Here is a 24,386-nt window from a genome sequence, read left to right as displayed (position 1 = left end):
CCGCTCATCGCCCGGAGCCAGCACTCTCCAACCAAGGCCAGACCGGCTTGGGACCAGTAGCCAGCGCCGTCGCTTTTGGGCCTCAAACGGGTCAGTTTTTCGTTTGGTTTTGTGGCTTTCACCCAAATTTCAAACCGTTGAAGCTGTTGTTCCGGCCGATGCCCCAGGCAGACAAGCAGTGCTTTGGCCCCCCGCCAAAAGCGCATGGCATCGAAAATCTACAAGAAAACTATCGGCGTGAACCTCGCCATATATTTGAAACCACAAAACAATTATCAATACAACCTGTATTTGCAATTATGAAATCAAAACAATATATAGATGTTTGAAAAATTTCATGCTAGTCTTCCACGCCTGACGCAAGATTCCCAAGTATGCTCAGTTGTGGCATGGTCGGCGGATGAGACGCTCCGACATCTGCCTTTACCTTGGCCCCGCCGACCGCACCGAGCTGCAAGCCCTGATCGCCAACCGCAACACGCCGCGCAAGCTCGTCTGGCGGGCCGAGATCGTGCTGGCCACGGCCGATGGGAGTGGCACCACCGAGATCATGCGGCAGACGGGCATGTCGAAGCCGACGGTCTGGCGCTGGCAGGAGCGGTATCTCGATGAGGGCGTGGCGGGGCTCAAGCGGGACAAGACGCGGCCCTCTCGGGTGCCGCCGTTGCCTCGGGAGGTCCGGCTGAAGGTGATCGCGAAGACCGTGCAGGAGGCCCCGCCCAATGCCACGCACTGGAGCCGCGCGTCGATGGCAGAGGCGGTGGGAATTTCGGCTTCGAGCGTGGGGCGCATCTGGGCCGATGCCGGGCTGAAGCCGCATATCGTGAAGGGCTTCAAGGTCTCGAACGACCCGATGTTCGAGGAGAAGGTCACCGAGATCGTCGGCCTCTACCTCGACCCGCCGGACCGCGCGGTCGTGCTCTGCGTCGACGAGAAGTCCCAGATCCAGGCGCTCGACCGGACCCAGCCGGGGCTGCCGCTCAAGAAGGGACGCGCTGCCACGATGACCCACGACTACAAGCGCCACGGCACCACCACGCTCTTCGCCGCGCTGGACGTGAAGTCGGGCCTGGTCATCGGAGAATGCATGCCGCGCCACCGCGCCAGGGAGTTCCTGAGTTTCCTCCGCCGTATCGACCGGGCGGTGAAGAAGCCCCGCGACATCCATCTCGTGCTCGACAACTACGCCACCCACAAGACGCCCGAGGTGCAGGCCTGGCTGGAGAAGCATCCCCGCTTCAAGCTGCATTTCACGCCCACAAGCGCGTCCTGGATGAACCTCGTCGAGCGCTTCTTCGCCGAGATCACCGCCAAGCGCATCCGCCGCGGCAGCTACTCCAGCGTCGACGACCTCGAGGACGCAATCTACGATTACCTGCTGCAGCACAACGCCAAGCCGAAGCCCTTCGTCTGGAGCAAGACCGCCGAAGACATCCTCGCCCGGGAGCGGCGCGCACTCGACGCGCTCGACCTTATCAGAGGAAATCGGTAGCAAATGTCAGACTCGGAACACTAGCAAGATGTTCTTGCATGGGTTGTTTACAAATTCTTTGCAGTTGCAAATTTTTCCATGCAAATACCCTGTTTGACATTTTGCGAGGAGACCCACCGTGGAAAAAGCGGAAGCCAAAGCCCAAAAAGACTCCATGAAAGCTGACCTGAAAGCCAAACATAAGGCAAAAGGAAAGGCCGAGGGGAAAGCCCAGAAAGATGAAAGAAAAGCCAAAGCCAAGGACATGAAAGGCGCCGAAAAAGCGGGTAAGGATGCCGCCAAAACCTCTGCCAAATCGGTCAAGGCCAAAGAAAAAGCCGCAGCCATGGCCGGCTGACCGCTGCGCCGAAACGTCGGGCACCTTTGCGCCAGTCGCAGGGTGTCCTCCGTTCCTTCGCAGACCCGAGATCAGGACACAGATTAGCAGCACATGGTGCCTGCGCACGTTGCCTGCACACTGGATCACCTGCACACTGGTCACCTGCACACTGGGATTTCCCGGCGTTCAACCGAGGCCATCTAACCGGGGCCATCTGCTTGGGCATTGGCGGAGCCATCCAGGGGGCATCAGGGGTCACGCAAATTGGCGCCGCCCGCTGCAAAGCCCTGCCTTGCCTTGGCCCCACCTTGCTTTGGCCCCAAGAGGGGGATGAATTGGAACTATCCGATCTTTCTGAGTTTCACCACATCACGGGCGGATGCCTGGATTGCGGCCAGCAGCAGCCCATCACCGCGCGCAGCCTGACCTGCGGTTGCGGCGGAAATCTTGAGCTGCGGCAGCCAATTTCGACCTCCCCCGGCAGCCTGCGCCAGCGCCTCACAGATTACGCTCAAAACGCCAGTTCGCATGGCATGTGGCAGTTTGAGGCCTTTTTGCCCGTAGGCGCCGAATGGAGATCCCATCTGCAGGTTGGCAACACCCCCCTGCTGGATCTGGGCACCACGCGTGACATAAGGCTATGGCTCAAGGATGAGACCCGAAACCCCTCCGGGTCGCTGAAAGACCGCGCCAGCGAATTGGTTCTGGCCGTGGCAGCGGCCTTTGGGATCGACGAGGTTGTCATGGCCTCGACCGGCAATGCTGCGGCCTCGCTGGCGGCGATTGGCGCGGCGCAGAAAACGCGGGTAACCGTGGTGGTGCCGCAGGATATCCCGGTGGCAAAACTGGCCCAAATCCAGGCCTTTGGGGCCGAGGTGCACCGGATTGACGGCCCCTATGCTGCGGCCTGCACGGTGGCTGGCAAACTGGCCCAGGCCCGTGGCGCCATGAACCGGACAACCGGGCTCAACCCTTTCACCCGCGAGGGCAAAAAGACCTGTGCCCTGGAAATCGCCCGGCAAATGGACTGGCTGCCCCCCGATTGGGTCGTCGTCCCTACCGGGGATGGCAATATCCTCAGCGCCATGGCCAAGGGCTTTGCCGATCTCAAAGCCTGCGGAATGATCCAGCACTTGCCCCGGCTGCTGGCGGTTCAGACCGCCGCCGCCTGCCCCATCGCCCAGGCATTTGACTCTGCGCTGCAGGGCGGTGCCCCGGACACCTGCGCTGACAGCATCAACGTCCCCGCACCGATGGATCTGCGGGCCGCCGTCCTGGCGCTTCACCACAGCGGTGGCCGCGCGGTGGTGGTGGATGACGCAGAGATAACACATGCCGTGATGACACTTGCCTCCCACTTTGGTGTCTTTCTGGAGCCCTCTGCTGCCGCCGGATATGCGGGGTTTGAAAAGCTGCAAAAACAGGGCCTGTTTGCACCCGGGGATCGGGTGGTGCTGTTGGGCACTGGCACCGGGTTGAAAGATCTGCGGGTGGCGATCGCCGCCACTGAGGCCCATACCGCCCCCTGCCTGCATCCTGACGACTGGCGCTCTTTGGTGGCGCCCGCCGCCCCGCTGGGACACTGAGCCATGTGCGGGATCTGCGGCGCCTTTTCCGCCTCCGGGCCACCGCCTGCCGCGCCGCAGGTGGTGGCACAAATGCAGGCGCAATTGGTGCATCGCGGCCCTGATGACGACGGCATGTTCCTGGATGACCGGGTGGGGCTTGGGTTTCGCCGCCTTGCCATAGTCGATCTGGAAGGCGGCAACCAACCGATATCAAACGAGGATGGCAGCCTTTGGCTGATCTGCAATGGGGAGATTTTCAACGCTCCCAGCCTGCGCAAACGACTGATCCGGCAGGGCCACCATTTTGCCACCGGATCAGATGTAGAAGTCATCCTGCATCTCTATGAAGACCACGGCGAAGCGCTGCTGGAACAGCTCAACGGTCAGTTTGCCTTTGCCCTGTATGACAGCGGCAAAAAACGCCTGTTCTGTGCCCGTGATCCCTTTGGTGTGGCGCCCTTCTTTTATACCCACGTGGACAGCGCCCTGGTCTTTGCTTCGGAAATAAAGGCGATCCTGACCTATCCCGGCGTCGCGCGCGAGGTGGACCTGACCGGCCTGGACCAAATCCTGTCGCTGCCCGGGCTGGTCAGCCCCAGGACCATGTTCAAGGGCATTCACAGCCTGCCCCCGGGGCACAAACTGGTGGCAGACGGCGCCGGAACCCGCAGCAGCGCCTACTGGGATCTCGACTATCCGACCAGTGCCGCGCCGCCGCACAGTGGCGAAAATTTCAGCGCCGCCGTCTGCGAGGCGCTGGCCAGTTCGGTTGAGCGCCGGCTGATGGCGGATGTCCCGGTTGGCAGCTATCTCAGCGGCGGGTTGGACAGCGCCTTTATCACCGCCCTGATGGCTGACAACAGCGTCAAACCGCTGAACAGTTTTTCAGTCTGCTTTGATCAAGCCATGTTTGACGAAGACAAATATCAAAGCCTGGTGGCCGACAGGACCGGCAGCCGTCACCGCAGCACCCTGCATCCGGCAGCGCATATTTCTGCCGCCCTGCGGCATTCGATCTGGCATGCGGAATGCCCGATCAAGGAAAGCTACAATACCGCCTCGCTGACGCTCTCCGCCGCAACCCGTGACGCCGGGGTGCCGGTTGTGCTGTCCGGGGAGGGCGCGGATGAGCTGTTTGCCGGCTACCTCGGCTATCGCTACGACGCCTTTCGTGCCCTGCGCGGTCAGGCAGCCCCCTGCCCCGCCGAAGCCGCGCTGCGCGCCCGGGCCTTTGGCGCGGCGGATGTGTTTTATGAAAAAGACCTGCTGTCCCACGAAGCACAGCGCCGCAACCTCTATGCCGCACCGCTGGCCGGGGATTTGCAGCAGTTTTGTTTTTCCAACACGCCCCTGGTGGACGAAAGCAAGATCCGGGGGCGTCATGTGATCCATCAGCGCTCTTATCTGGATTTCAAACTGCGCCTGGGGGATCATCTGCTTGGGGATCATGGCGACCGGATGCTGATGGCCAATTCAGTTGAGGGCCGGTTTCCCTTTCTGGACCGCGACCTGGTACAGCTGGTGACCCGGATCCCGCCGGATCAGCTGCTGCATGGGTTTGAGGAAAAACACGTGCTGAAACAGGCCGCCAAACACCATGTGCCCGCCGAAATCATCGCGCGTGAAAAATTTGCCTTTGCCGCCCCCGGCAGTGCCTTTCTGCTGTTGCAGGACTGCCCCTGGATCGCGGATCTTTTGTCGCCCGCGACAATCCGGGCGCAGGGCTATTTTGACGTTGCCGCAGTCGAGGCGCTGAAACATGCTGCTCTGAGCGAACCTGCCCTGCCCTCGGGCGGGGCGCCGGATGACGCGCTTTTGACGGTGCTGAGCTTTGGCATTTTCCTGGAGTGTTTTGACATGCCCCTGCTGGGGCCGGGAGGCACATGATGGGGATCGTGGTGGCCGTATCTGGTACGTCTGGCGCGGGCAAAAGCACCCTGATGCGCCATCTGGCAGAGCTGCAGGGCGGCGCCGCCTTGATGCATTTTGACGATTACATAGAACTGGGCACGGATGCGGGCGACATTCGGCAATGGGTCGCCGCAGGCGCTCCGGCTGATGCCATCCAGACCCCCCGTCTGGCCGATGATCTGGCGGCGCTGCGATCCAATCGCGCGGTCCATCCCCCCGGCCGCAGCGCCCCGGTGGCCCCTGCCGGGCTGATCCTGCTGGAGGAACCTTTTGGCCGCGCCCGCAGCGCCATTGCGCCGCTGATCGACCTGGCGCTGCACCTGGAGCTGCCGCCTGATATTGCCCTGGCCCGCCGCTCGCTGCGGCGCGCCAGGGCCTACCCCGGCCCCGACAGCCCTGACCCCATTGCGGCCAACTGGCATGCGGAAACACTGGAAGATCTGGTGGCGCAGTTCCAAGCCTATCTCGGGCCGCAGCGACAGGCCTATCGCCTGGCAGAGGCACAGGCAAAGGCCCTGGCGGATGTGATTCTGGACGGGCTGCACCCACTGCCGGATCTGGCAGCCCAGGCGCAGCGCGCCATCGCCAGCTTACCTGACAGCCGCAGTCAGCACGTCACAAAAAAACCAGAAAATGAGGAGAAGCCATGAGGGAATTTGGAACCATCGGCGTGGTGGGTGCAGGCACCATAGGATCTGGGGTTGCCCAGCTTTTTGCCCAGTCGGGACTGGCCGTTGTGCTGGTTGATAGCAGCCCCCGGCAGCTGGATATCGCCTGCGAGAATATCACCAAAAACGCCCGGCTTTATGGCATGGTGCACAAGGGGCTGCCCGCCCCAGCCGAGGTGCTGGAAAACCTGCAGTTCAGCGCAGATATCAATGCGCTGTCGGGGGTCGATTTTGTTGTTGAGAACATCACCGAAAACGTTGCGCAAAAAACCGAGGTTCACCGCGAGATTGATCAGGTGCTGCGCCCGGATGTTCCCGTGGCAGCCAATACCTCAGCAATCCCGATCACCCGCATTGCAGGGTTTTCCAGCCATCCCGAACGGGTCATCGGCATGCATTTTATGAACCCCCCGCCCATCATGCCCATGGTCGAAATCATTCGCGCCACCCATAGCACCGCCGAGGCTTTGCAGGCGGCAGAGGATCTGGTCGCCGCAGCGGGCAAACACGCCATCACCGTCAATGACAGCCCCGGCTTTGTCACCAATCGGGTGATGATGCTGATGGTCAATGAGGCGATGTTTCTGGTCCACGAAGGCGTTGCCGGCGTGCAGGAGGTGGACCGGCTGTTCAAGACCTGTTTTGGCCACAAGATGGGACCACTGGAAACCGCCGATCTGATCGGGCTGGATACGGTGAAACTGTCCTTGGACATTCTCTATGACGAATTCAACGACCCCAAATATCGCCCCTGCCCGCTGCTGAAGCGGCTTGTCTATGCCGGGCAAACCGGCCGCAAATCCGGGCGGGGTTTCCACCATTATGACCAATAATCAAGAGGTTCTCATGACTGATACCATGACCAATCCGCAAGCCGCCATCGCCGGTTTTATGACCCGTTCCTTTGACGGAGCCGAAATAGACCCCGATCAGGATATCTTTGAAGCCGGCTATGGCAACTCCATGTTTGCCATGCAGCTGGTGGCCTTTGTTGAATCGCATTTTGGTCTCGAGATCGAGGCCGACGACCTGGATATCGACAACTTCCGCTCCATCAATCGCGTGGCCGCGCTTGTCGCGCGCAAGCAAGAGACGGTGACCGCGTGAACCTGAGCACCAGCCAGACCACCGCCGCCCAAGCCCCCTGTCAGGCTCCCTGTCAGGCGCCCAACCTGGCACACTGGGAGACCCTGGCGCAGGTGGAGGTTGCCCCCTTTGCCAGCCAGATTGATCAGCAGGCCCGCGTCCCTGCGCAGGTCATTTCTGCCCTGCGGCAGGCTGGCGCCTTTGCCAGTGGGTTTACCGGTGGATTTACCGCTGGGGCTACTGCGGGACCCGCTGCTGATCCCGCTGATGCACTGGCAGCGGCGCTGGATCATGGCCATATGCATCAGGCCTTAGGCGCGGCCAGTGCCTCGGTGCAGGGGGTGTTGAACGTACATCACATGGGCGGCAGCGCGCTGGCCAAATGGAGCAGCAAGGCGCAAAAATCCCACTGGATGCCAAAGCTGCTCAGCGGCGAGATCTGCTGCGCCATTGCCATGACCGAGCCAGAGGTTGGCAGTGATATCTCGGCGGTGCAGACCCAGGCACGTCCCGTCACCGGCGGCTATGAGCTCACCGGTCAAAAGGCCTGGATAACCTGCGGGGATTTTGCCGATCTCTTTGTTGTGATTGCCCGCACCGAAGCGGGGCCAACCGCCTTTTTGCTGCCAAAGGAAACCCCGGGCCTGCGGATAGACCCCATCGAGGGCATGTTGGGATGTCGCGGCTATATGATGGCAAATTTGCATCTGGAAGCCGCTTTCCTGCCCGAGGATCATCTGTTGGGCCGCCCAGGGTTTGGCGCCTCCCATGTGGCCGTTACCGGGCTTGAGGCCGGGCGGCTCAACCTCGCCTGGGGCTGTGTGGGCCTGGCCGAGGCCGCCTGCCAACTGGCGCTTCGGCGGGCCAAGACGCGGCAGCAGTTTGGCGCTGCCATTGGCGACTTTCAGCTTGTGCAGCAGCTGCTGGCCCGCATGGCCACCGATATCCACGCCGCCCGTCTGATGTGCCAATCCGCCTCCTCCGCCCGCGCCCTGCGGCAGATGGATGCTGCAAAACAGGCCACCATGGCCAAATATTTTGCCTCGCAGATGGTGGGGCACGTCACCCGTGATGCCCAGCAGATCTTTGGCGCCGAGGGCATTGGCGGCAATAGCCCCATGGCGCTTTATTATCGCGATTCACGCATTATGGAGGTGATCGAAGGCACCACCCAGGTGCTGGAAAGCCTGATCGCGCGGCTGGCGCTCTCTGAGGTGGCCCTCTCATGAAGCTGACCCGTGATATCGACCTCTCTGCTCTCTCTGCCGAAAGCCGTCTGGCCATTGTCGATGGGCTGCTGGCGATTGGTATCAAAGCCGCGCTCACACCTGAAGGCACCGCGCAGATTAGCGCCTGCAAGGACGCCGAGATGGCAGAGGCCATCGAATTTGCCGAGGCCATGCGCAAGACCCACCGGCTGGTGGCCCGCCGGGTGCTGCGGCAAAGCGCGGCGCCCGCTGTACAGGGCTGCACCGACGCCGAACTAGCCGCCTGTGGCGATCTGCATTTCTTTGCCGACGGGTTGACCGGGATCAGTGGGCTTTTGCTCAGGCTGTTTCGCTATTTTGAGACCACCTTTGCGGGCTATGCCGCGCATTACGCCGCGCTGGACCAACATTACCCGGTGATGATGCCCGCCAAACTGCTGCAAGAGGTCGGCTATATCAGCAATTTCCCCCAGCATGTCACCCTGTGCAGCCATTTCCCCGATGAGCTGCCGGTGCTGGAGCAGGTGGCGCAGCTTTGCAAGCAGCCCCTGTCCGAATCTCAGGCGGCGGAATTGGGCGCGGTACTGGACGATCCCCAGCACGTGCTGACCCCGGCGGTCTGTCTGCCCTGCTATGCCCAGCACGCCGGCCTGCGCCTGGCCAGCGGTGAGGTGCGACGTCTAACCATGCAGAACCATGTCTTTCGCTACGAGGCAAACCGGTTTCAACCGCTGTCACGCGGCTGGGATTTTTCGGTGCGCGATATCGTGTTTTTTGGCTCTGGCGCCGACCTGACCCACTTGCGCGCTGATGTGATGGAGCGGGTGTTTGACTTTTGCGAGAGCCTGCAGATGGATGTCAGCCTGGAGCTGGCCAATGATCCGTTTTTTGTCGATGGCAGCCGGGACAAGGTGGTCTACCAGCGCATGGGCGAAGTGAAATACGAGCTGCTGTTTCATATCCGCGACCGGGAGGCGCCGCTGGCGGCCTCCAGCTTTAATCTGCATCGCGATTTCTACACCAGCGTCTATGACATCGCATTTGCGGACGAAACTCGGGCCGAAAGCGCCTGTATGGGCTTTGGTCTGGAACGCTGGCTTTATGCCTTTGTGCGCCAAAAAGGTCTGGATCCTGCTGGCTGGCCAGCGGAGGTCCGCAGGGCTGTCATGGCGACAAAAGATCCTGCGGCGTAAGGGTGATTGGCTGCAAACACAGATCCCCAGTCTGAGAGGCCTGTGAGGTCTGTGAGGCCAGGGCCAGCCAGTGCCCTGGCAACCTTTGGCACCAGATCTGCCAGTCCTGTGGTGCCCCGTGTTCAGGCGGCAATTGGGACAGATTGGCTGCCGGGCCGTCAAATTCGATCTCGCGCGGTGGCAGGCCAAAGCCAAGCCCCGTGGCCTTCATCAGCGCCTCTTTGGCGGACCACAGCTGGGTGAACCTGTCCTCTGGCGCGGCCTGAGCCGCCATATAGGCGCATTCCGCAGGGGTCATGACGCGCGGCGCTAGCTCACGATAGGTTTCCGGTGGTGCCAGCCTTTCGACATCCACGCCCATGGGGTGATCCGCCCCCAGGGCCACCGCAATCAGCCCCCTGGTGTGGGACAGATTGAAATGCAGATCCGGGTGATCAATCAAAAAGGGCTTGCCCTGCGGCGTAGAGGCAAAGCCGTAGCTGTTCAGCCCGGCGCCCCGCAAAGCCCAATGCAGGGCAGCATGGGCCACAACAAACAAATGCAGCGCCTCGACGCAGGAAAAGCGCCGCGCCCTTTGGCGTTCTGACGTGTGTAGCTCTGCCATCAAAGCAGAAAGCAGCCCATTACAAAGCGCAGGTACTGGGCACAGAAAAAGTGAAATGCCTTGTCGCATCCTTTACACCCAATCCAGGCCGCCACCCGGAATCCAAACCGCTATTGACTGAACAATATCTTACGATTACACGTTTAGGTAGCTTTTAAATTGACAAAGGCAGATTGGAATTCCGATGGATAAAAATGGCGAATTGCCAAATGCCTTTTTCATGCAGATTTCCGGGCTTATCAAGGCTCGCCTATTCCTGAAGATTGAATCAATAAATCCCTCCGGCTCCATCAAACATAAAACGGCGCTCAGCCTGATTGATGCTGCAGAACTATCAGGTAGGTTGCAACCCGGTGGCATGGTGATTGAATCAACCTCGGGAAATCTGGGCATTTCTCTGGCGGCCCTCTGCGCAAAACGCGGCTATGGCTTTACCAGCGTGGTGGATCCCAATGTCTCGGCGCAAAGCGTCGCCATGATCCAGGCCTTTGGCGGCAAGGTGATCCGGGTCACCTCCCGCGATGCCCAGGGCGGCTATCTGGGAACGCGCATTCAACTGATCAAACAGATGCAGCAGGCGGATCCGACACTTTACTGGACCAACCAATATGCCAACCCCGCCAATCCGGCGGCCCATGCGGGGCTCACCGCAGTTGAGATTGCCACCGCCCACCCCGATGCGGATTGGGTTGTGGTCGGCGCCGGGACCACCGGCACCCTGATGGGGGTTCTGGATTATTTTGACGGCACCCGCCATCCGGCGCGGGTCCTTGCGGTGGATTCAACCGGCTCCATCACCTTTGGCGGCAGGCCCGGCCCGCGCTTTATCCCCGGCCTGGGAACCAGCCGCATCCCCGAGATCTTTCACCCCGAAAAACTCGGCAATACGGTCATGGTCCCGGAACAAGACGCGGTTCGGATGTGTCGCTGGCTTGCCACCACGCACGGCTATCTAGCAGGTGGCTCAACCGGGTCTATCCTGGCCGGTGTCCAGGCACGGGCGGATCTGTTCCCCGAGGGCAGCAAGATCGTGGCGCTGTCCCCGGATGGCGGCGAAAAATACCTCGACACCATCTATAATGACAGCTGGGTGAAAGAGGTCTTTGGAACGCTACCGGATCTGGATCGCAGCCTGACTCGGCCCACACGACAGCTGGAAGCAATAGCAAACGGAGCCAAGTGACATGGGTACTGACAGCAAAGCAAAGCGCCCCGGGCTGCAGCTGATCGCCGCAAAGGCAATCCGCAACATTCTGCAGGGCAATGCGGAAGAGATCGAACAGCTGGTCACGCGCACCTATCAGGCGCATCACCAGCAGCAGACGGTCAACCCCGACAGCTATTTCCTGCGGTTTCCTGACAGTGATCGCAACCGCATCATCGCCCTGCCGGCCGCCATTGCCACCCCAGAGCTACAGGTTTCCGGCATCAAATGGATCGCCAGCTACCCTGCAAACCTCAGCAAGGGGTTAGAACGCGCCTCGGCGGTGATCATCCTGAATGATGCCGAAACCGGCTATCCCTTTGCGGTGATGGAAGGCGCGCAGATCAGCGCCATGCGCACGGCGGCCTCGGCGGTGTTGGGGGCGGATCATTGTTCCAACCTGGGACGCCGGGCAACATCGGTCGCCTTTGTCGGCGGTGGTCTCATCTCGCGCAATATCCTGAACCAGTTCTGCGGTCGGGGCTGGCAGATTGGCAAGGTCTGCTGCCATGATCTGAACCCGGACTCCGCCACGGCCCTGGCCAAACATGCAGCTGACAGCTGCGGGCTGGCGGCGCATCCCGGCAGTCTGGAACAGGCACTGGACGCCGAGATTGTGGTCTTTGCCACCAGTGCAATGGCACCCTATCTGCCTGAGGGTTTTCAATTTTCTCCCGGGCAAACCGTGCTCAATGTCTCGCTACGCGATCTGGCACCGCAACAGATCTTGACCGCCCAGAACGTCTTTGACGATGTGGATCATTGCCTCAAGGCGCAGACCTCGCCACATCTGGCCGAGATCCAGTCTGGCGGGCGCGATTTTGTCAGCGGCGCGCTGACCCAGGTGATCGATGGCACGGTGCGCCTGACAGACAACAAACCCGTGATCTATTCCCCCTTTGGCATGGGCATTCTGGATGTGGCCCTGGCCAGTTTTGTCTATGCCAAGGCCATGGCGCAGGGCGAAACCCTGCAAGTTCCTGATTTCTTTGGAAAAGTATCATAATTTTACGCCCCTAGGTCACCAACCTGAACCACAATAAGGGAGCGTGATCTCCGGCAAAGGTCTACCAATCCCAGCTTGATGAGGCTGGGATTGGTACTGGCAATTACATCAAGCCCAACAGCCGCGCGCCGTTGTTCTTGATGATGTCTTCGCGCAACTCGTCCTTGATGTCGATCTGCTCAAAGGCGCTCAGCCAGCGCTCGGGGCTGATCATCGGCCAATCCGAGCCGAACAGAACCTTTTTCTTCAGGATCGAGTTGCAGTAGCGCACCAGGATTGGCGGGAAGTATTTTGGCGACCAACCCGACAGGTCGATATAGACATTGGGCTTGTGCTGGGCCACCGACAGCGCCTCTTCCTGCCAGGGGAAGGAGGGATGCGCCAGGATGATCTTCATATCCGGGAAATCTACCGCCACATCATCTATATACATCGGGTTGGAGTATTTCAGCCGCATGCCATTGCCACCGGGCATGCCCGAGCCAACACCGGTCTGGCCGGTGTGGAACAGGGCAATACAGCCGTGCTCGGCCAGCACCTCGTAAAACGGGTAGGCCATGCGATCATTGGGGTAGAACCCCTGCATGGTGGGGTGAAACTTAAAGCCCTTGATGCCGTGTTCCTCGATCAGGCGACGGGCTTCGCGCACCGCCATCTTGCCCTTCCAGGGATCAATCGAGGCAAAGGGGATCAGCACATCATCGTTCTGCTTGACCAGGTCGATCACCTCATCGTTGGAATACCGGCGATAGCCGGTCTCACGCTCGGCATCGACCGGAAAGATCACCGCCGCGATGTTTTGCTTGCGGTAATGTGCTGCGGTTTCGGGGATGGTTGGCGGGTGCTGCCAAGGCGCGCCAAAATACTTGGCCATGGTGCTTTGCAGCTCGTCATAGCCGTCGTCCGCGTGGCAGCCACAGGATTCCTCGGCATGGGTATGAAAGTCGATTGCACGGACTTTGGAAATATCTACCATTTTGTTTCCTTTAGAGTTTTGCAATGCCGCTAGCAGCGTCATCATAGAGCCGCCCCAGCAGCGCGGCGCGTCCTGTCAGCACCTTGCGGAAGTTGAGATTGCCCTTGGCGGTGACTTCACCCTCGGTCAGTGAGGCGGGCTCGGCCAGCACAATGGCGCGCGCCACCCGTGTCGATGAGCCAGAGACCCGGCCTGAACGCTCGTTCAGGCGGTGATGGATCTCGGACAGCAGTTTCGGGCATGTCAGAGCGCCGTCGTCCTCTTCCAGTGTGAACCCCGCCGCGACCAGCGCATCGCGGTCCGGGAAGATCATCAGGCCAATCTCATCACGGTCCTGCCCGGTGATCACCAGATCCGCCGCCAGTGGCGCCAGACAGGCCAGCATTTCGATCCGCAGCCCTGCCGCCCGCACCCAGGTCCCGGTCAACAGTTTGAAGTCTTCCGAGATACGCCCGTCAAACTTCATGCCCTTGTTCACATCATCAGGGTCAACAAAGACCATGGCGTCGCCGGTGATAAAATAGCCCTCATTATCAAAGGCTTCTTTGGTTTTTTCCGCGTCCTGAAAATAGCCGGGCATGATATTGGGGCCTTTGACCCGCACTTCGCAGCGCATGTCATTGTCCGGGATCAGCTTGACCGTCACCCCGTTCACCGGCGCACCGACAACGCCGGAACGGCCAATTGGCTCTTGCTGCATCATTGTCGCGGGGGCGGTTTCGGTCAGCCCCCAGGAGGAGGTCATCAACGGCACCTCGCCTTTGATCTCAACCGCCATCTTTTCAAAGCTCTGCCAGACATCCTGTGGCAGCGAGGCCCCGGCGTAAAACAGCAGATCCAGGTTTTCAAAGAACCGCTGGCGCAGGGCGGTGTCCTTTTCCAGCGCGTCGCGCAGCATGGCAAAGCCAACCGGAACGTTGAACACCAGACTGCCTGTCACCATCGACAGGTTTTCCAGGGTACGGTCAAACAGGCCTTTGACCGGCTTGCCATCGTCGATATAAAAGCTGCCGCCGTTGGCCAGCATCATGTTGAAATTATGCGAGCCGCCAAAGACATGGTTCCAGGGCAGCCAGTCCACCACCCGAGGCGGATGGTCACGCAAAAACGGCAGCCCGTCAGCCAGTTGAGTCTGGTTCACACACATCATCCGATGGGTCGTCAGCACCCCCTTTGGCGCCGAGGTCGACCCCGAGGTCATCAGGATCTTGGCCACGGTATCCGGACCAACCTGTGCATTGGCCGCATCCAGACCAACGCTGGCATCGCCCTGCAACAAGGCGTCAAATGTCGTGACCGTCTCAATGCTGCCAGGACGGCTGGCGACGATCTCGACACCTTCCAGTGCATCCAGCTTCAGGGCTTCACCATATTGATCCGCATCCACCACATAGGCCATGGTAGGGTGCAGCAGCTCAATGGCCTGACGCAACCGACCATGAGCCCCATGGATCAGCGAATATTGTTCAGCCACCGGGGCCACCGGCACGCCGATATACTGCGCCGCCAGCGCCAAAAGCCCGTGATCCACGCCATTGCCCGACATGATCAGGATCGGCGTATCTGCGCCCATGCCCCGCGCCAGCAGCGACTGCGCGATCAGCCGCACTTTTTGCAGCGTGGCGCTATAGCTTTCCTCGCGCCAACCGGCGCCGCTGCGCTCTGCCAGGAACACCCGATCCGGAGCCTCCTTGGCCCAGCGGTGCAACCAGTCCGAGGTCTTGTCGACAACCGGCCCCAAATCATGGGTTGAGCGCAGCAAAATGGTGCCATCGGCGCGATCCTCGCGCGAAATCGAGTGCCTGAGAAATTGCGAAGTACGTTTCATGAGCTATGCCTTCCCTCTGCTGGTCTCGATTGTTTTCAACGCCGCGACAACAATCTGGCGTGTTTCTTCGTCAAGCCGCTGCAAAAGCAGCGCTTCGTGGGCGGTGACCGCAGCCACGGCTTTCTCGTACAGCCGCCGCCCGGTGAGCGTCACCTGCAGGGCATAGGCGCGCCGGTCCGTTGGCACCCGGTCGCGGACAATCAGCTCGCGGCGTTCCAGCTCGTCGATGATCACCACCAGATTGGGGCGTTCCACATCCATGGCATCCGCCAGCTGCGACTGGCGCAGGCCGGGGTTGTCGACGATCAAAACCAGCGCCGTATAGGTCAACATCCGCAAATCAAAGGGTTTGAGCGTGCGCACCAGATCGGTCTGGATAATGTTGAACGCCCGCTTCATGTGATACCCCATGAACTGGCGCAGGGTGGCATCGCTGACATGGGTCACTTCGGATTTGACCACATCAGAGGCCCCGCCCGCTTTTCCATCTAGCTTTTTCATATCCTCACCGAAACTTTGGCGCGCGTTTTTCAAGAAAGGCCTTCAGGCCTTCTTCGGCGTCGGGGGTCGTCTGCGACAGGGCCGCAGCCAGGGATTCCGTGAACAACCCGTCGCTTTGGGACATGTCATTGATCCGCGCAATCGACTGTATCATCAGATAGTTGGACAGTGGCGCATTGCGGGCGATTTTGCCTGCTAGCTGCTGCGCCAGCGCCATGGATTCACCTTCGCCCACCGCATAATGTGTCAGCCCCAAAGCAAGGCCTTCTGCGGCATTGTATTTGCGGCCCGTCAGCATCATCTCGGTCATGCGATCCGGCCCCAGCAGGCGGCCAACACGCGCGGTTGCGCCACCACCGACAAAAATGCCCCGGCGCCCTTCGGGCAGTTGGAAAATTGTCGAAGCTTCGGCGATGCGCACATGGGTCGCAGAGGCCAGCTCCAGCCCGCCGCCAATGGCAGCGCCAAAGATGGCCGAGACCACGGCCAGGCCGCCAAACTGGATTTTCTCCATCACCGCATGCCAGTGGCGCGAGTGATACAGGTTATCTTCGGCGGAGCGGTGTACATGTTCCGACAGATCCAACCCCGAGCAGAAATGGCCCGCGGTGCCGGTCAGGATCACCACCCGCACCTCTTTTGGCGGCGCCGAAAAGAAGGCGTCCAGGGCGATCAACAGCTCTTCGCACATGGCGTTGCGCTTGTCGGGGCGGTTCATGGTCAGCGTCGCGATTGTATCGGCGATCTCGATCTTCAGAATTGGGTCGCTCATTGTCGTCTCCTCAGCGTGGCGGCAGGCGCACGGCCCCGTCCAGACGAATTGTGGTCCCGTTCAGGAACGGGTTCGAGATGATCTGCTGCGCCAAAAGGGCAAATTCTTCGGGCGCGCCCAACCGCGCGGGGAAGGGGATATTTGCAGTGATCTTTTCGGCGATTTCCGGCGGCAGCCCCTCCATCATCGGCGTCTGAAACAGACCCGGCGCAATGGCCATGACGCGAATGCCGGACTGGGCAAATTCCCGGGCGGCGGGCAGGCACATGGAGGCAATAGCCCCTTTTGAGGCCGCATAGGCCGCCTGCCCCAACTGGCCATCTTCAAAGGCGACTGAGGCGGTATTGATCACCACACCGCGTTCGCCATCACCCAGCGGCTCCAGCTCGGCCATGCGCCGCGCGGCATGGCTCATCACATTGTAAGTGCCAAACAAATTGACCTTCAGGGTCTTTTCAAACACGTCAAAAGACAGTTTGCCTTCGCGCCCGACAATCCGCGCAGCCATGCCAACCCCGGCACAGCTGATCGCAATCCGGGGCACCCCGCCCAGCTGGTCAACAGCACTGTCGATGGCGGCGCTCACGGCGGCCTCATCGCTGACATCCGCCTGCACCGCAACGCCGCCAATTTCAGCAGCAACATCGTTGGCACGGGTGATATCAAAATCCAGGATCGCCACCCTGGCCCCCTGCGCCGCCAACAGGCGCGCCGTAGCCGCCCCAAGGCCGCTGCCGCCACCTGCCACCAACGCAATTTGTCCGTCAATCAGCATTTATCGCCTCCCGGTGAAACACACAGGGGTAAGACACTCCCTGCGTTCAACATGTGTTTCCATATTGATTATACGACATAACCATTATAGTCAAACATTGTATCCGAGATGCGCTCACACCCCGCGAAAGGGTACTATTCACGGCTGCTCTGAAGACTGGTCTGAAAGGCCCGGACTCAGCGGCTAGGCGCTGGCCGACAGAAACACCCCATCAAAGAAGTTCGCCAGGGCCTGATGGGCATCAAGCGGCAGCACATGGGCGATATACTGATCTGGCCGCACCACAACCATGCAACCCAGATCGCGATCAACGCCACGCATCGCAAAAATATCCCCGGCGCCTTTGTGATCGACACAAAACACCTTCTCGTGGTCCTGCAACCCCAGCTTACCTGTAAGCGGTTTCAGGATCGCGGGCATCTTTTGGTCCAGCAGCACGTCAAAGCCCTGCTGGAAGATGGCACGCAGGTCGATCACCGCATCAATGTCCTCATCCCGGCGGCGGTATTTTTGCACAGCCGAACCAGGGTCAGCCATCAGCCAGTCACACAGCCGATACAGGTCGGATCCCGCAGTGCTGTTCTGGCCGGCAAAGGCATAGATCCGCCAGCGGCCATCCGCCTCTGCCACGTGACCCAGCTGCATCTGCATGGCATCCGCCACCCGGACCACCGGGGCGGAGTGAAAGCGCCGCCCGATCTCAAACCCCGGCGCCAATGCCTGATGGGTGTCAGGCCCAACCAGCGCAGAAACGCGGTATTTCACCGCCAACCCGCCGGTGAATTCCAGGTTTTCGACAAATTGTTTCTGGAACCGTGGCATCTCGCCGCCATCAAGTTGGGACTCTCCGGGGGGCGTCGACATGATCCGCGCCCATTGGTGATCCGTCTCGATCAGCCGTTTGGCCTCGCCCCAACGTTCAGCCGAGTAGCTGCGCAAGAGGCTGGGATCTGAGCGCCCCTTGAAGACCTGCACCAGTTTCCAGCCAAGGTTAAAACTGTCCTGCATCGAGACATTCATCCCCTGCCCGGCCTTGGGGCTATGGGTGTGGCAGGCGTCACCTGCGGTAAAGACCCGGGGGGTGCGATCCTGCCCCGCGGGCACATCGTCAAACCGGTCGGTCAGCCGGTGGCCAATCTCGTAGATCGACCACCAGACCACCTCTTTTACGTCGATACTGTAGGGCTGCATAATCCGGTTGGCGGCCTCGATCATATCATCAGCGGTAAAATTGCGGCTGGAGACACGTTCATCCGGGTTCAGCTTGTCCAGCTCCACATACATGCGAAACAGGGATCCACCTTCGCGGGGCAGGATCAGGATATTGCCCTCTGTGGCTGAGGTAATCAGACATTTCTGGCGCACATCCGGGAAGTCGGTATTGGCCAGAATATCCATCACCCCCCAGGCCTGATGGGCCGCATCGCCGTGCAGCTCACCGCCAATCGCTGTGCGCACTTTTGATCGCGCCCCATCGCAGCCAACCACATAATTGGCGCGCAGCGTTTTGGTCTCACCGGCATTCACCCCGGTGTTTTCCAGGGTGACAGTGACCGGGTGGTCAGTGGTATCCGCGTCAACCACCAGATCGCGGACCGCCCAGGAATAATCCGGCTCCAGCCGGGTGGGGGCGTTTTTCATCACCTCCAGGAACAATTCATGTACCCGCGCCTGGTTGATCAGCGTGTGCGGCATCTCGGAGGAACCTTCGGGCACATCCTGCACCCGGCCAATACGGCTGATATGCGCCGGGGTCTTGGGGTCCGGTGACCAGAAGGCTGTCTGGTTCACCCAGTAGCTTTCCCGTTTGACCGTCTCGGCAAAGCCAAAGGCCTGGAACATCTCCATGGTGCGGGTGTTGACCCCATCGGCCTGGCCCTTCTCAATGGGTCCGGGTTTGGGCTCTACGATCATGGTTTTGATTTCGGGAAACTGCGCCAACTGCGCTGCCAGGCACAGCCCCGCCGGGCCACAACCGGCAATCAGCACATCGACCTGGTCCGGCAGGGGCTCAAAGGGTCCACGCGCGCGACGATCGGGTGCCGCAGGTTTCACATCCGGATTGCCGCCTCGAAAACCCTCTTTGTAAAACTGCATCGCTGTGCTCCTTCACTGTGAAACCAGACCCCCGAGGGCTGTCGCACTATTTAGTATCTGTACTTACTATATTGAGTCAAGAAATTAATATGTGTACTTCCTATCATCTGGGACCCAGCTATATTACACAGAAAACGACGCTAGAGAGCAAAAGGAACGGGCGATGCGAGTACAGAATATGGCGGGGCACCTGATCCGCAGGCTGAATCAGGTCTCCACCCATATCTTTGCAAAACAGATGCAAGAGGCCGGCCACGACCTGACACCGGTTCAGTTTGCAGCCATGGATGCCATTGCCGCCTACCCCGGGATCGACCAGGCCGGAGTCGCCGCCAAGATCGCCTATGACCGTGCCACCATTGGCGGCGTGATCGACCGGCTGGATCACAAGGGCTATGTCGCCCGCAGCGTCAGCGCGCGGGACCGGCGCGCCCGCGAGGTGCGGCTTACTGAAAAAGGTCGCGCGTTGTTCGAAGAGGTCCTGCCGCTGGTGGAACATATGCAGGGCGAAATGCTGGAGGCGCTGACGCCAGATGAGCGCGCAGCCTTTCTGGCACTGGCCCGCAAGGCGCTTGGCAAATCAGCCCCTGCTCTGCCCTAGGACCCTGGCCCATTAATCCATCGCCAAATAAAAACGGCCCCTGACACAGGAGCCGCTTTTTATAATTTTCCAGAGCAGGCTAGCCGCCAAAATCATCCAGCATGATGTCTTCACGGTCGACACCAAGATCGAGCAGCATGTTGATCACCGACTGGTTCATGATCGGCGGACCACACATGTAATATTCGCAGTCTTCCGGCGCCGGGTGGTTTTTGAGGTACTCTTCAAACAGCACGTTATGGATAAACCCGGTGTAGCCAGTCCATTCGTCTTCGGGCATCGCGTCAGACAGGGCGACGTGCCAGTCAAAGTTGTCAAACTCAGCCGCCAGCGTGTCGAAGTCCTCAACAAAGAACATCTCTTTCCTGGAGCGCGCGCCGTACCAGAAGGAGATCTTGCGATCGCGGTTTTCCAGACGTTTGAGCTGGTCAAAGATATGGCTGCGCATGGGCGCCATACCGGCGCCACCGCCGATAAAGACCATCTCTTTCTGGGTGTCGCGGGCAAAGAACTCACCAAAGGGACCAGAGATCGTCACCTTGTCACCGGGTTTCAGGTTGAAGATGTAGCTCGACATCATGCCCGCAGGGATGCCCTCAGATCCGGGCGGCGGTGAGGCCACCCGCACGTTGAGCATGATCATGCCCTTTTCATCCGGATAGTTGGCCATGGAATAGGCGCGTTCTACCGGTTCAGTGACAACCGATTCATACTGCCACAGGTTAAAGCGGTCCCAATCGGCGCGGTAGTCTTCTTCGATGTCAAAGTCGGTGTATTTCAGCGCATGGGCCGGGGCCTCGATCTGGATATAGCCACCAGCGCGGAAGTTCACATCCTCGCCTTCGGGCAGATCCAGAATAAGCGCCTTGATGAAGGTGGCGACGTTTTCGTTGGAACGCACGGTGCATTCCCACTTTTTGACGCCGAACACTTCTTCGGGCACTTCCACTTCCATGTCCTGCTTGACCGCGACCTGACAGGACAGACGGTCGCCGCAGCTGGCTTCGCGCTTGGTGATATGGCCCTCTTCGGTGGGCAGAATGGATCCGCCCCCAGAGTGCACCCGCACCCGACACTGGGCACAGGTGCCGCCGCCGCCACAGGCCGAGGGGACAAACAGCTTTTCCGCCGCCAGCGTCTGCAGCAGCTTACCACCGGCAGGTACGGAAATGGTTTTTTCGCCATTGATGGTGATGTTCACATTGCCGGTAGAGACCAGCTTGGAACGGGCCGCGATGATGATGCTGACAAGCGCCAGAACGATCAGGGTAAAAAGGACAATGCCAAGTCCAAAAGTAGCCATTGTGCCAGCCCCTTACAGTTTCACGCCACTGAAGGACATGAAGGCCATAGCCATCAAACCCGCAGTAATGAAGGTGATGCCAAGACCCTGCAGACCATCAGGAATGTCAGAATATTTCAGCTTTTCGCGCACACCGGCCATGGCGGTAATTGCCAGCGCCCAGCCAAAGCCGGAAGACAGGCCATAGGTCGCCGCCTCGGCAAAGCCATAGTCGCGTTCCACCATGAAGAGCGAGCCCCCCAGGATGGCGCAGTTCACGGTGATCAGCGGCAGGAAGATCCCCAGCGCGTTGTAAAGCGGCGGGAAGTATTTATCCAAAACCATCTCAAGGATCTGCACCAGCGCCGCGATGACGCCAATATAGGAAATCAGCCCCAGAAAGGTCAGATCCACATCGGGAAAACCCGCCCACCCCAGCGCGCCAGGCGCCAGCAGGTAGGTCAGGATCAGGTTGTTGGCCGGCACGGTGATCGCCTGCACGATCATCACCGAGATCCCCAGGCCAATAGCGGTCGAAATCTTCTTGGAAACGGCGATGAAGGTACACATGCCAAGAAAGAAGGAGAGGGCCAGGTTCTCAACAAAGATCGCCTTGACCGCGAGGGAGAGGAGCGCTTCCATCAGTGGGCCTCTACGACTTGAATTTTATGTTCACGCTCTTCCACCTGTTCGGGTTTCCAGGTGCGGAAGGCCCAGATCAAAAGACCGATAACGAAGAAGGCAGAGGGCGGCAGCAGCAGCAACCCGTTTGGCACATACCAGCCACCGTTGTTCACGGTTTCCAGAATGGTCACCCCAAACAACGAGCCCGCGCCAAACAGCTCGCGGAAAAAACCAACCAGCATCAGGATAAACCCATAGCCCAGGCCATTGCCGATGCCGTCGATGAAGGAGGCCACCGGCGGGTTCTTCATGGCAAAGGCTTCGGCCCGGCCCATGACGATACAGTTGGTAATGATCAGACCCACAAAAACCGACAGGGTTTTGGAGATTTCAAAGGCATAGGCCTTGAGCACCTGATCCACCAGGATCACCAAGGATGCAATGATCACCATCTGCACAATAATGCGGATCGAGCTGGGGATCTGGTTGCGCAGCACCGAGATGAACATGGACGAAAAGGCCGTGACCAGCGTCACCGCGATGGTCATCACCAGCGCCACTTTCAGCGAGGAGGTCACCGCCAGGGCAGAACAGATGCCAAGCACCTGCAGGGTGATCGGGTTATTGTCGACCAATGGGTCGAGCAGCATTTCCCTACGTGTCTGGGACATCAGATATCTCCTGCTTTGAGATTGGCAAGGAACGGCGCATACCCGGTTTCGCCCATCCAGAAGCGCACCAGGTTGTCGACACCAGCCGAGGTCAGCGTTGCCCCTGACAGCGCATCCACATGGAACTCTTTGCCAGCGGCGGGCGCGGTCTTGGCCACGGTGATTTGCAGCTCACCAGCCGCATCCGTCAGATGTTTGCCCTTCCACAGGGCCTTCCAGCGCGGGTTGTCCACCTCGGCGCCCAGACCGGGGGTTTCGGCGTGGCTGTAAAATTGCAGACCAAAGATGTCATTGCCGTTTTCTTCCACCGCGATAAAGCCATAAAGCGTCGACCACAGACCATAGCCATGCAGCGGCAGGATCACCTTGTCGATCTCGCCTGCGTCATCCTTCAGCAGATAGACGGTCATGTATTTTGACTGCCGCCCGATCGAGGCCGGGTCATAGTCCAGTTTGATCGAGGTCGCCGGATCATCCGCTGCGGCGCGGTCGTCAAATGTGGCCACATCAAAATCGTCGGTAAACCGACCGGTGGCCAGCTCCAGAATGCGCGGCTCAAAGGAGGCGCCAAAGGCCTCGGTCACATTGACGCCGGGTTCATATAGGCCTGCGACCTGCAGAATATTGATCTGCTTGTCTTTCAGCTTGTTGGCTTCCTGCGTCGGGCGCAGCGCCACTGCCGCCGCCGAAACGATCATCGAGGCACAGAGGCAGAGCACCACGGCGACAAACAGGGTTTTGCCGGTGGAATCGGGCGAGGCCTCAAGGAAGCGCTGGATCGCGCCTTTGTTGGTTTGCTCAGACATGACGCTTCGCTCTCCGTTTGATATTGGCCTGAATGACAAAATAGTCGATCAGCGGCGCAAAGACGTTGCCAAACAGGATGGCCAGCATCATGCCTTCGGGGAAGGCCGGGTTGATCACCCGGATCATCACCACCATGAAGCCAATCAGCGCGCCATAGAGATAGCGCCCCATATTGGTATGGCTGGCCGAAACCGGCTCGGTGACCATAAAGACCATGCCAAAGGCAAACCCACCGGTAACCAGATGCCAGTACCAGGGCATTGCAAACATCGGGTTGCTGTCGGACCCAATGGTGTTGAGCAGCAGCGAGAAACCCACCATACCCGCCATGCAGCCAATGATCAGACGCCAGTTGGCAATCTTGGTCACCAAGAGGAAGGCCAGACCGATCAGGCAGGCCAGCGTCGAGGTCTCGCCAAGGGAGCCCTGAATAGTGCCGATAAAGGCATCCATCCACTCCACCCCATTGGCGGCCAGCTGATCAAACCCGGCCGAAGCAGAAACCGCCAGCGCGGTGGCGCCGGAGAACCCATCCACGGGCGTCCAGATGCTGTCGCCAGACATATAGGCCGGATAGGCAAAATACAGGAAGGCACGACCGGTCAAGGCAGGGTTGAGGAAGTTTTTGCCGGTGCCGCCAAAGACCTCTTTGCCGATGACCACGCCAAAGGAAATGCCCAGGGCCACCTGCCACAGCGGAATACTGGCTGGAACGATCAAGGCAAATAGCATCGAGGTCACCAGAAAGCCTTCGTTGACCTCATGGCCGCGCAGGGTGGCAAAGATCACCTCCCAGATGCCGCCAACCACCAGCGTAACCAGATAGATCGGCAGGAAATACAGCAGACCATGCGCCATATTGACCAGCGGCTTGCTGGGGTCAAAGCCGACCCCGAGAACGTCCAGCACGGCAACGCGCCAGCCCGTGGCCTCGTAGTGGCCAAGCGCGGTGTTGACCTGCAGGCCGGTGTTATAAAGACCAAACAGAATGCAGGGGATCGTTGCGATGACCACATAGGTCATGATCCGCTTCATATCGATATAGGACCGCGCATGGGGCGCAGCCGTTGTGACCGTCTTTGGTGTATAGAGGAAGCTTTCCACCATCTCGTAGATGGGGAACAGTTTCTCCCATTTGCCACCCTTGCTAAAGTTCGGCTCGATGCGGTCAAAAAAGTTACGGAGACCCAAGA

At 59.8% G+C, this 24,386-nt stretch carries 25 protein-coding genes; 13 read left to right on the top strand and 12 right to left on the bottom strand.

What is annotated here, in order from left to right:
* Positions 1-47 precede the first annotated feature (47 nt).
* The 10 genes from ARCT_RS27725 (at position 48) to ARCT_RS26865 (ending at position 9,445) form a co-directional block, all read left to right on the top strand.
* Positions 48-329 (top strand): hypothetical protein, encoded by a 282-nt coding sequence (locus tag ARCT_RS27725; RefSeq protein WP_154665267.1) that lies wholly within the window; start codon positions 48-50, stop codon positions 327-329.
* Between the two features lie 71 nt (positions 330-400).
* Positions 401-1,492 (top strand): IS630 family transposase, encoded by a 1,092-nt coding sequence (locus tag ARCT_RS0100230; RefSeq protein ID WP_027238313.1) that lies wholly within the window; start codon positions 401-403, stop codon positions 1,490-1,492.
* 118 nt (positions 1,493-1,610) lie between these two features.
* Positions 1,611-1,829: a hypothetical protein gene (locus ARCT_RS0100225; protein ID WP_027238312.1), complete on the top strand. Its 219-nt coding sequence runs from the start codon at positions 1,611-1,613 to the stop codon at positions 1,827-1,829.
* Between the two features lie 317 nt (positions 1,830-2,146).
* The gene (locus ARCT_RS24950) at positions 2,147-3,397 is read left to right on the top strand and encodes a threonine synthase (RefSeq protein ID WP_154665266.1); all 1,251 of its coding nucleotides are present in this window, start codon (positions 2,147-2,149) and stop codon (positions 3,395-3,397) included.
* Positions 3,398-3,400: 3 nt separating this feature from the next.
* Positions 3,401-5,266 (top strand): asparagine synthase (glutamine-hydrolyzing), encoded by a 1,866-nt coding sequence (gene asnB / locus ARCT_RS0100215; protein WP_027238311.1) that lies wholly within the window; start codon positions 3,401-3,403, stop codon positions 5,264-5,266.
* The gene (locus tag ARCT_RS0100210) at positions 5,263-5,940 is read left to right on the top strand and encodes a nucleoside/nucleotide kinase family protein (RefSeq protein WP_154665265.1); all 678 of its coding nucleotides are present in this window, start codon (positions 5,263-5,265) and stop codon (positions 5,938-5,940) included. The genes asnB and ARCT_RS0100210 overlap by 4 nt, the downstream gene beginning before the upstream one ends.
* Positions 5,937-6,791, top strand: coding sequence for a 3-hydroxyacyl-CoA dehydrogenase family protein (locus tag ARCT_RS0100205; protein WP_027238309.1), 855 nt, complete (start codon positions 5,937-5,939; stop codon positions 6,789-6,791). The genes ARCT_RS0100210 and ARCT_RS0100205 overlap by 4 nt, the downstream gene beginning before the upstream one ends.
* Positions 6,792-6,804: 13 nt before the next feature.
* Positions 6,805-7,065 carry an acyl carrier protein gene (locus tag ARCT_RS0100200; protein WP_205855497.1) on the top strand — a complete coding sequence of 87 codons (261 nt, stop codon included), beginning with the start codon at positions 6,805-6,807 and terminating at the stop codon, positions 7,063-7,065.
* A complete protein-coding gene (locus ARCT_RS24945) occupies positions 7,062-8,273 on the top strand; it encodes an acyl-CoA dehydrogenase family protein (RefSeq protein WP_051360472.1) in 1,212 nt (403 codons plus the stop codon). The genes ARCT_RS0100200 and ARCT_RS24945 overlap by 4 nt, the downstream gene beginning before the upstream one ends.
* Entirely contained in the window at positions 8,270-9,445 is a 1,176-nt protein-coding gene (locus ARCT_RS26865) for a class-II aminoacyl-tRNA synthetase family protein (RefSeq protein ID WP_027238307.1), read from the top strand. Before ARCT_RS24945 ends, ARCT_RS26865 begins: the two co-directional genes overlap by 4 nt.
* Here ARCT_RS26865 and ARCT_RS26860 read toward each other — a convergent pair.
* Positions 9,417-10,049, bottom strand: coding sequence for a 4'-phosphopantetheinyl transferase family protein (locus ARCT_RS26860; RefSeq protein ID WP_161631270.1), 633 nt, complete (start codon positions 10,047-10,049; stop codon positions 9,417-9,419). The two genes, ARCT_RS26865 and ARCT_RS26860, sit on opposite strands and share 29 nt — an antisense overlap.
* Positions 10,050-10,233: 184 nt before the next feature.
* Here ARCT_RS26860 and sbnA point away from each other — a divergent pair, with 184 nt between their 5' ends.
* Positions 10,234-11,232 carry a 2,3-diaminopropionate biosynthesis protein SbnA gene (gene sbnA, locus ARCT_RS24930; RefSeq protein ID WP_051360470.1) on the top strand — a complete coding sequence of 333 codons (999 nt, stop codon included), beginning with the start codon at positions 10,234-10,236 and terminating at the stop codon, positions 11,230-11,232.
* Between the two features lies 1 nt (position 11,233).
* Positions 11,234-12,259 (top strand): 2,3-diaminopropionate biosynthesis protein SbnB, encoded by a 1,026-nt coding sequence (sbnB, locus tag ARCT_RS0100175; RefSeq protein ID WP_051360469.1) that lies wholly within the window; start codon positions 11,234-11,236, stop codon positions 12,257-12,259.
* Between the two features lie 103 nt (positions 12,260-12,362).
* Here sbnB and ARCT_RS0100170 read toward each other — a convergent pair whose 3' ends face one another.
* The 6 genes from ARCT_RS0100170 to ARCT_RS0100145 form a co-directional block, all read right to left on the bottom strand.
* Positions 12,363-13,235: an amidohydrolase family protein gene (locus tag ARCT_RS0100170; RefSeq protein ID WP_027238305.1), complete on the bottom strand. Its 873-nt coding sequence runs from the start codon at positions 13,233-13,235 to the stop codon at positions 12,363-12,365.
* Positions 13,236-13,245: 10 nt separating this feature from the next.
* The gene (locus ARCT_RS0100165) at positions 13,246-15,063 is read right to left on the bottom strand and encodes a feruloyl-CoA synthase (RefSeq protein WP_027238304.1); all 1,818 of its coding nucleotides are present in this window, start codon (positions 15,061-15,063) and stop codon (positions 13,246-13,248) included.
* A 3-nt stretch (positions 15,064-15,066) separates the two neighbouring features.
* Positions 15,067-15,564: a MarR family winged helix-turn-helix transcriptional regulator gene (locus tag ARCT_RS0100160; RefSeq protein WP_027238303.1), complete on the bottom strand. Its 498-nt coding sequence runs from the start codon at positions 15,562-15,564 to the stop codon at positions 15,067-15,069.
* A 4-nt stretch (positions 15,565-15,568) separates the two neighbouring features.
* Positions 15,569-16,336, bottom strand: coding sequence for a crotonase/enoyl-CoA hydratase family protein (locus ARCT_RS0100155; RefSeq protein ID WP_036783756.1), 768 nt, complete (start codon positions 16,334-16,336; stop codon positions 15,569-15,571).
* A gap of 10 nt (positions 16,337-16,346) precedes the next feature.
* Positions 16,347-17,111 (bottom strand): SDR family NAD(P)-dependent oxidoreductase, encoded by a 765-nt coding sequence (locus ARCT_RS0100150; RefSeq protein WP_027238301.1) that lies wholly within the window; start codon positions 17,109-17,111, stop codon positions 16,347-16,349.
* Between the two features lie 183 nt (positions 17,112-17,294).
* Positions 17,295-19,208, bottom strand: coding sequence for an FAD-dependent monooxygenase (locus tag ARCT_RS0100145; RefSeq protein ID WP_027238300.1), 1,914 nt, complete (start codon positions 19,206-19,208; stop codon positions 17,295-17,297).
* Positions 19,209-19,371: 163 nt separating this feature from the next.
* Between ARCT_RS0100145 and ARCT_RS0100140 the strand changes: the two genes are divergently transcribed.
* Positions 19,372-19,809: a MarR family winged helix-turn-helix transcriptional regulator gene (locus tag ARCT_RS0100140; protein ID WP_027238299.1), complete on the top strand. Its 438-nt coding sequence runs from the start codon at positions 19,372-19,374 to the stop codon at positions 19,807-19,809.
* Positions 19,810-19,888: 79 nt separating this feature from the next.
* On the opposite strand, the gene nqrF is transcribed toward ARCT_RS0100140, so the two are convergent.
* Genes nqrF through ARCT_RS0100115 form a run of 5 tightly spaced genes read right to left on the bottom strand, consistent with a single transcriptional unit; the run spans position 19,889 to position 24,384 of the window.
* On the bottom strand, positions 19,889-21,112 hold the full coding sequence (gene nqrF / locus ARCT_RS0100135; RefSeq protein WP_027238298.1) for an NADH:ubiquinone reductase (Na(+)-transporting) subunit F: 1,224 nt from the start codon (positions 21,110-21,112) through the stop codon (positions 19,889-19,891).
* A gap of 12 nt (positions 21,113-21,124) precedes the next feature.
* On the bottom strand, positions 21,125-21,733 hold the full coding sequence (nqrE, locus tag ARCT_RS0100130) for an NADH:ubiquinone reductase (Na(+)-transporting) subunit E (protein WP_027238297.1): 609 nt from the start codon (positions 21,731-21,733) through the stop codon (positions 21,125-21,127).
* Positions 21,733-22,386 (bottom strand): NADH:ubiquinone reductase (Na(+)-transporting) subunit D, encoded by a 654-nt coding sequence (locus ARCT_RS0100125; protein ID WP_027238296.1) that lies wholly within the window; start codon positions 22,384-22,386, stop codon positions 21,733-21,735. The genes nqrE and ARCT_RS0100125 overlap by 1 nt, the downstream gene beginning before the upstream one ends.
* Complete coding sequence (locus tag ARCT_RS0100120; protein ID WP_027238295.1) at positions 22,386-23,192, bottom strand: Na(+)-translocating NADH-quinone reductase subunit C; 807 nt, start codon at positions 23,190-23,192, stop codon at positions 22,386-22,388. Before ARCT_RS0100120 ends, ARCT_RS0100125 begins: the two co-directional genes overlap by 1 nt.
* Positions 23,185-24,384, bottom strand: a complete 1,200-nt coding sequence (locus ARCT_RS0100115; RefSeq protein ID WP_027238294.1) for an NADH:ubiquinone reductase (Na(+)-transporting) subunit B — start codon at positions 24,382-24,384, stop codon at positions 23,185-23,187. Before ARCT_RS0100115 ends, ARCT_RS0100120 begins: the two co-directional genes overlap by 8 nt.
* Between the last annotated feature and the right edge of the window lie 2 nt (positions 24,385-24,386).

Source organism: Pseudophaeobacter arcticus DSM 23566 (genome assembly GCF_000473205.1).
Classification (GTDB): Bacteria; Pseudomonadota; Alphaproteobacteria; order Rhodobacterales; family Rhodobacteraceae; genus Pseudophaeobacter; species Pseudophaeobacter arcticus.
The sequence above is the reverse complement of the archived record's forward strand: the minus strand, read 5'-3'. Positions and strand labels throughout refer to the sequence as shown.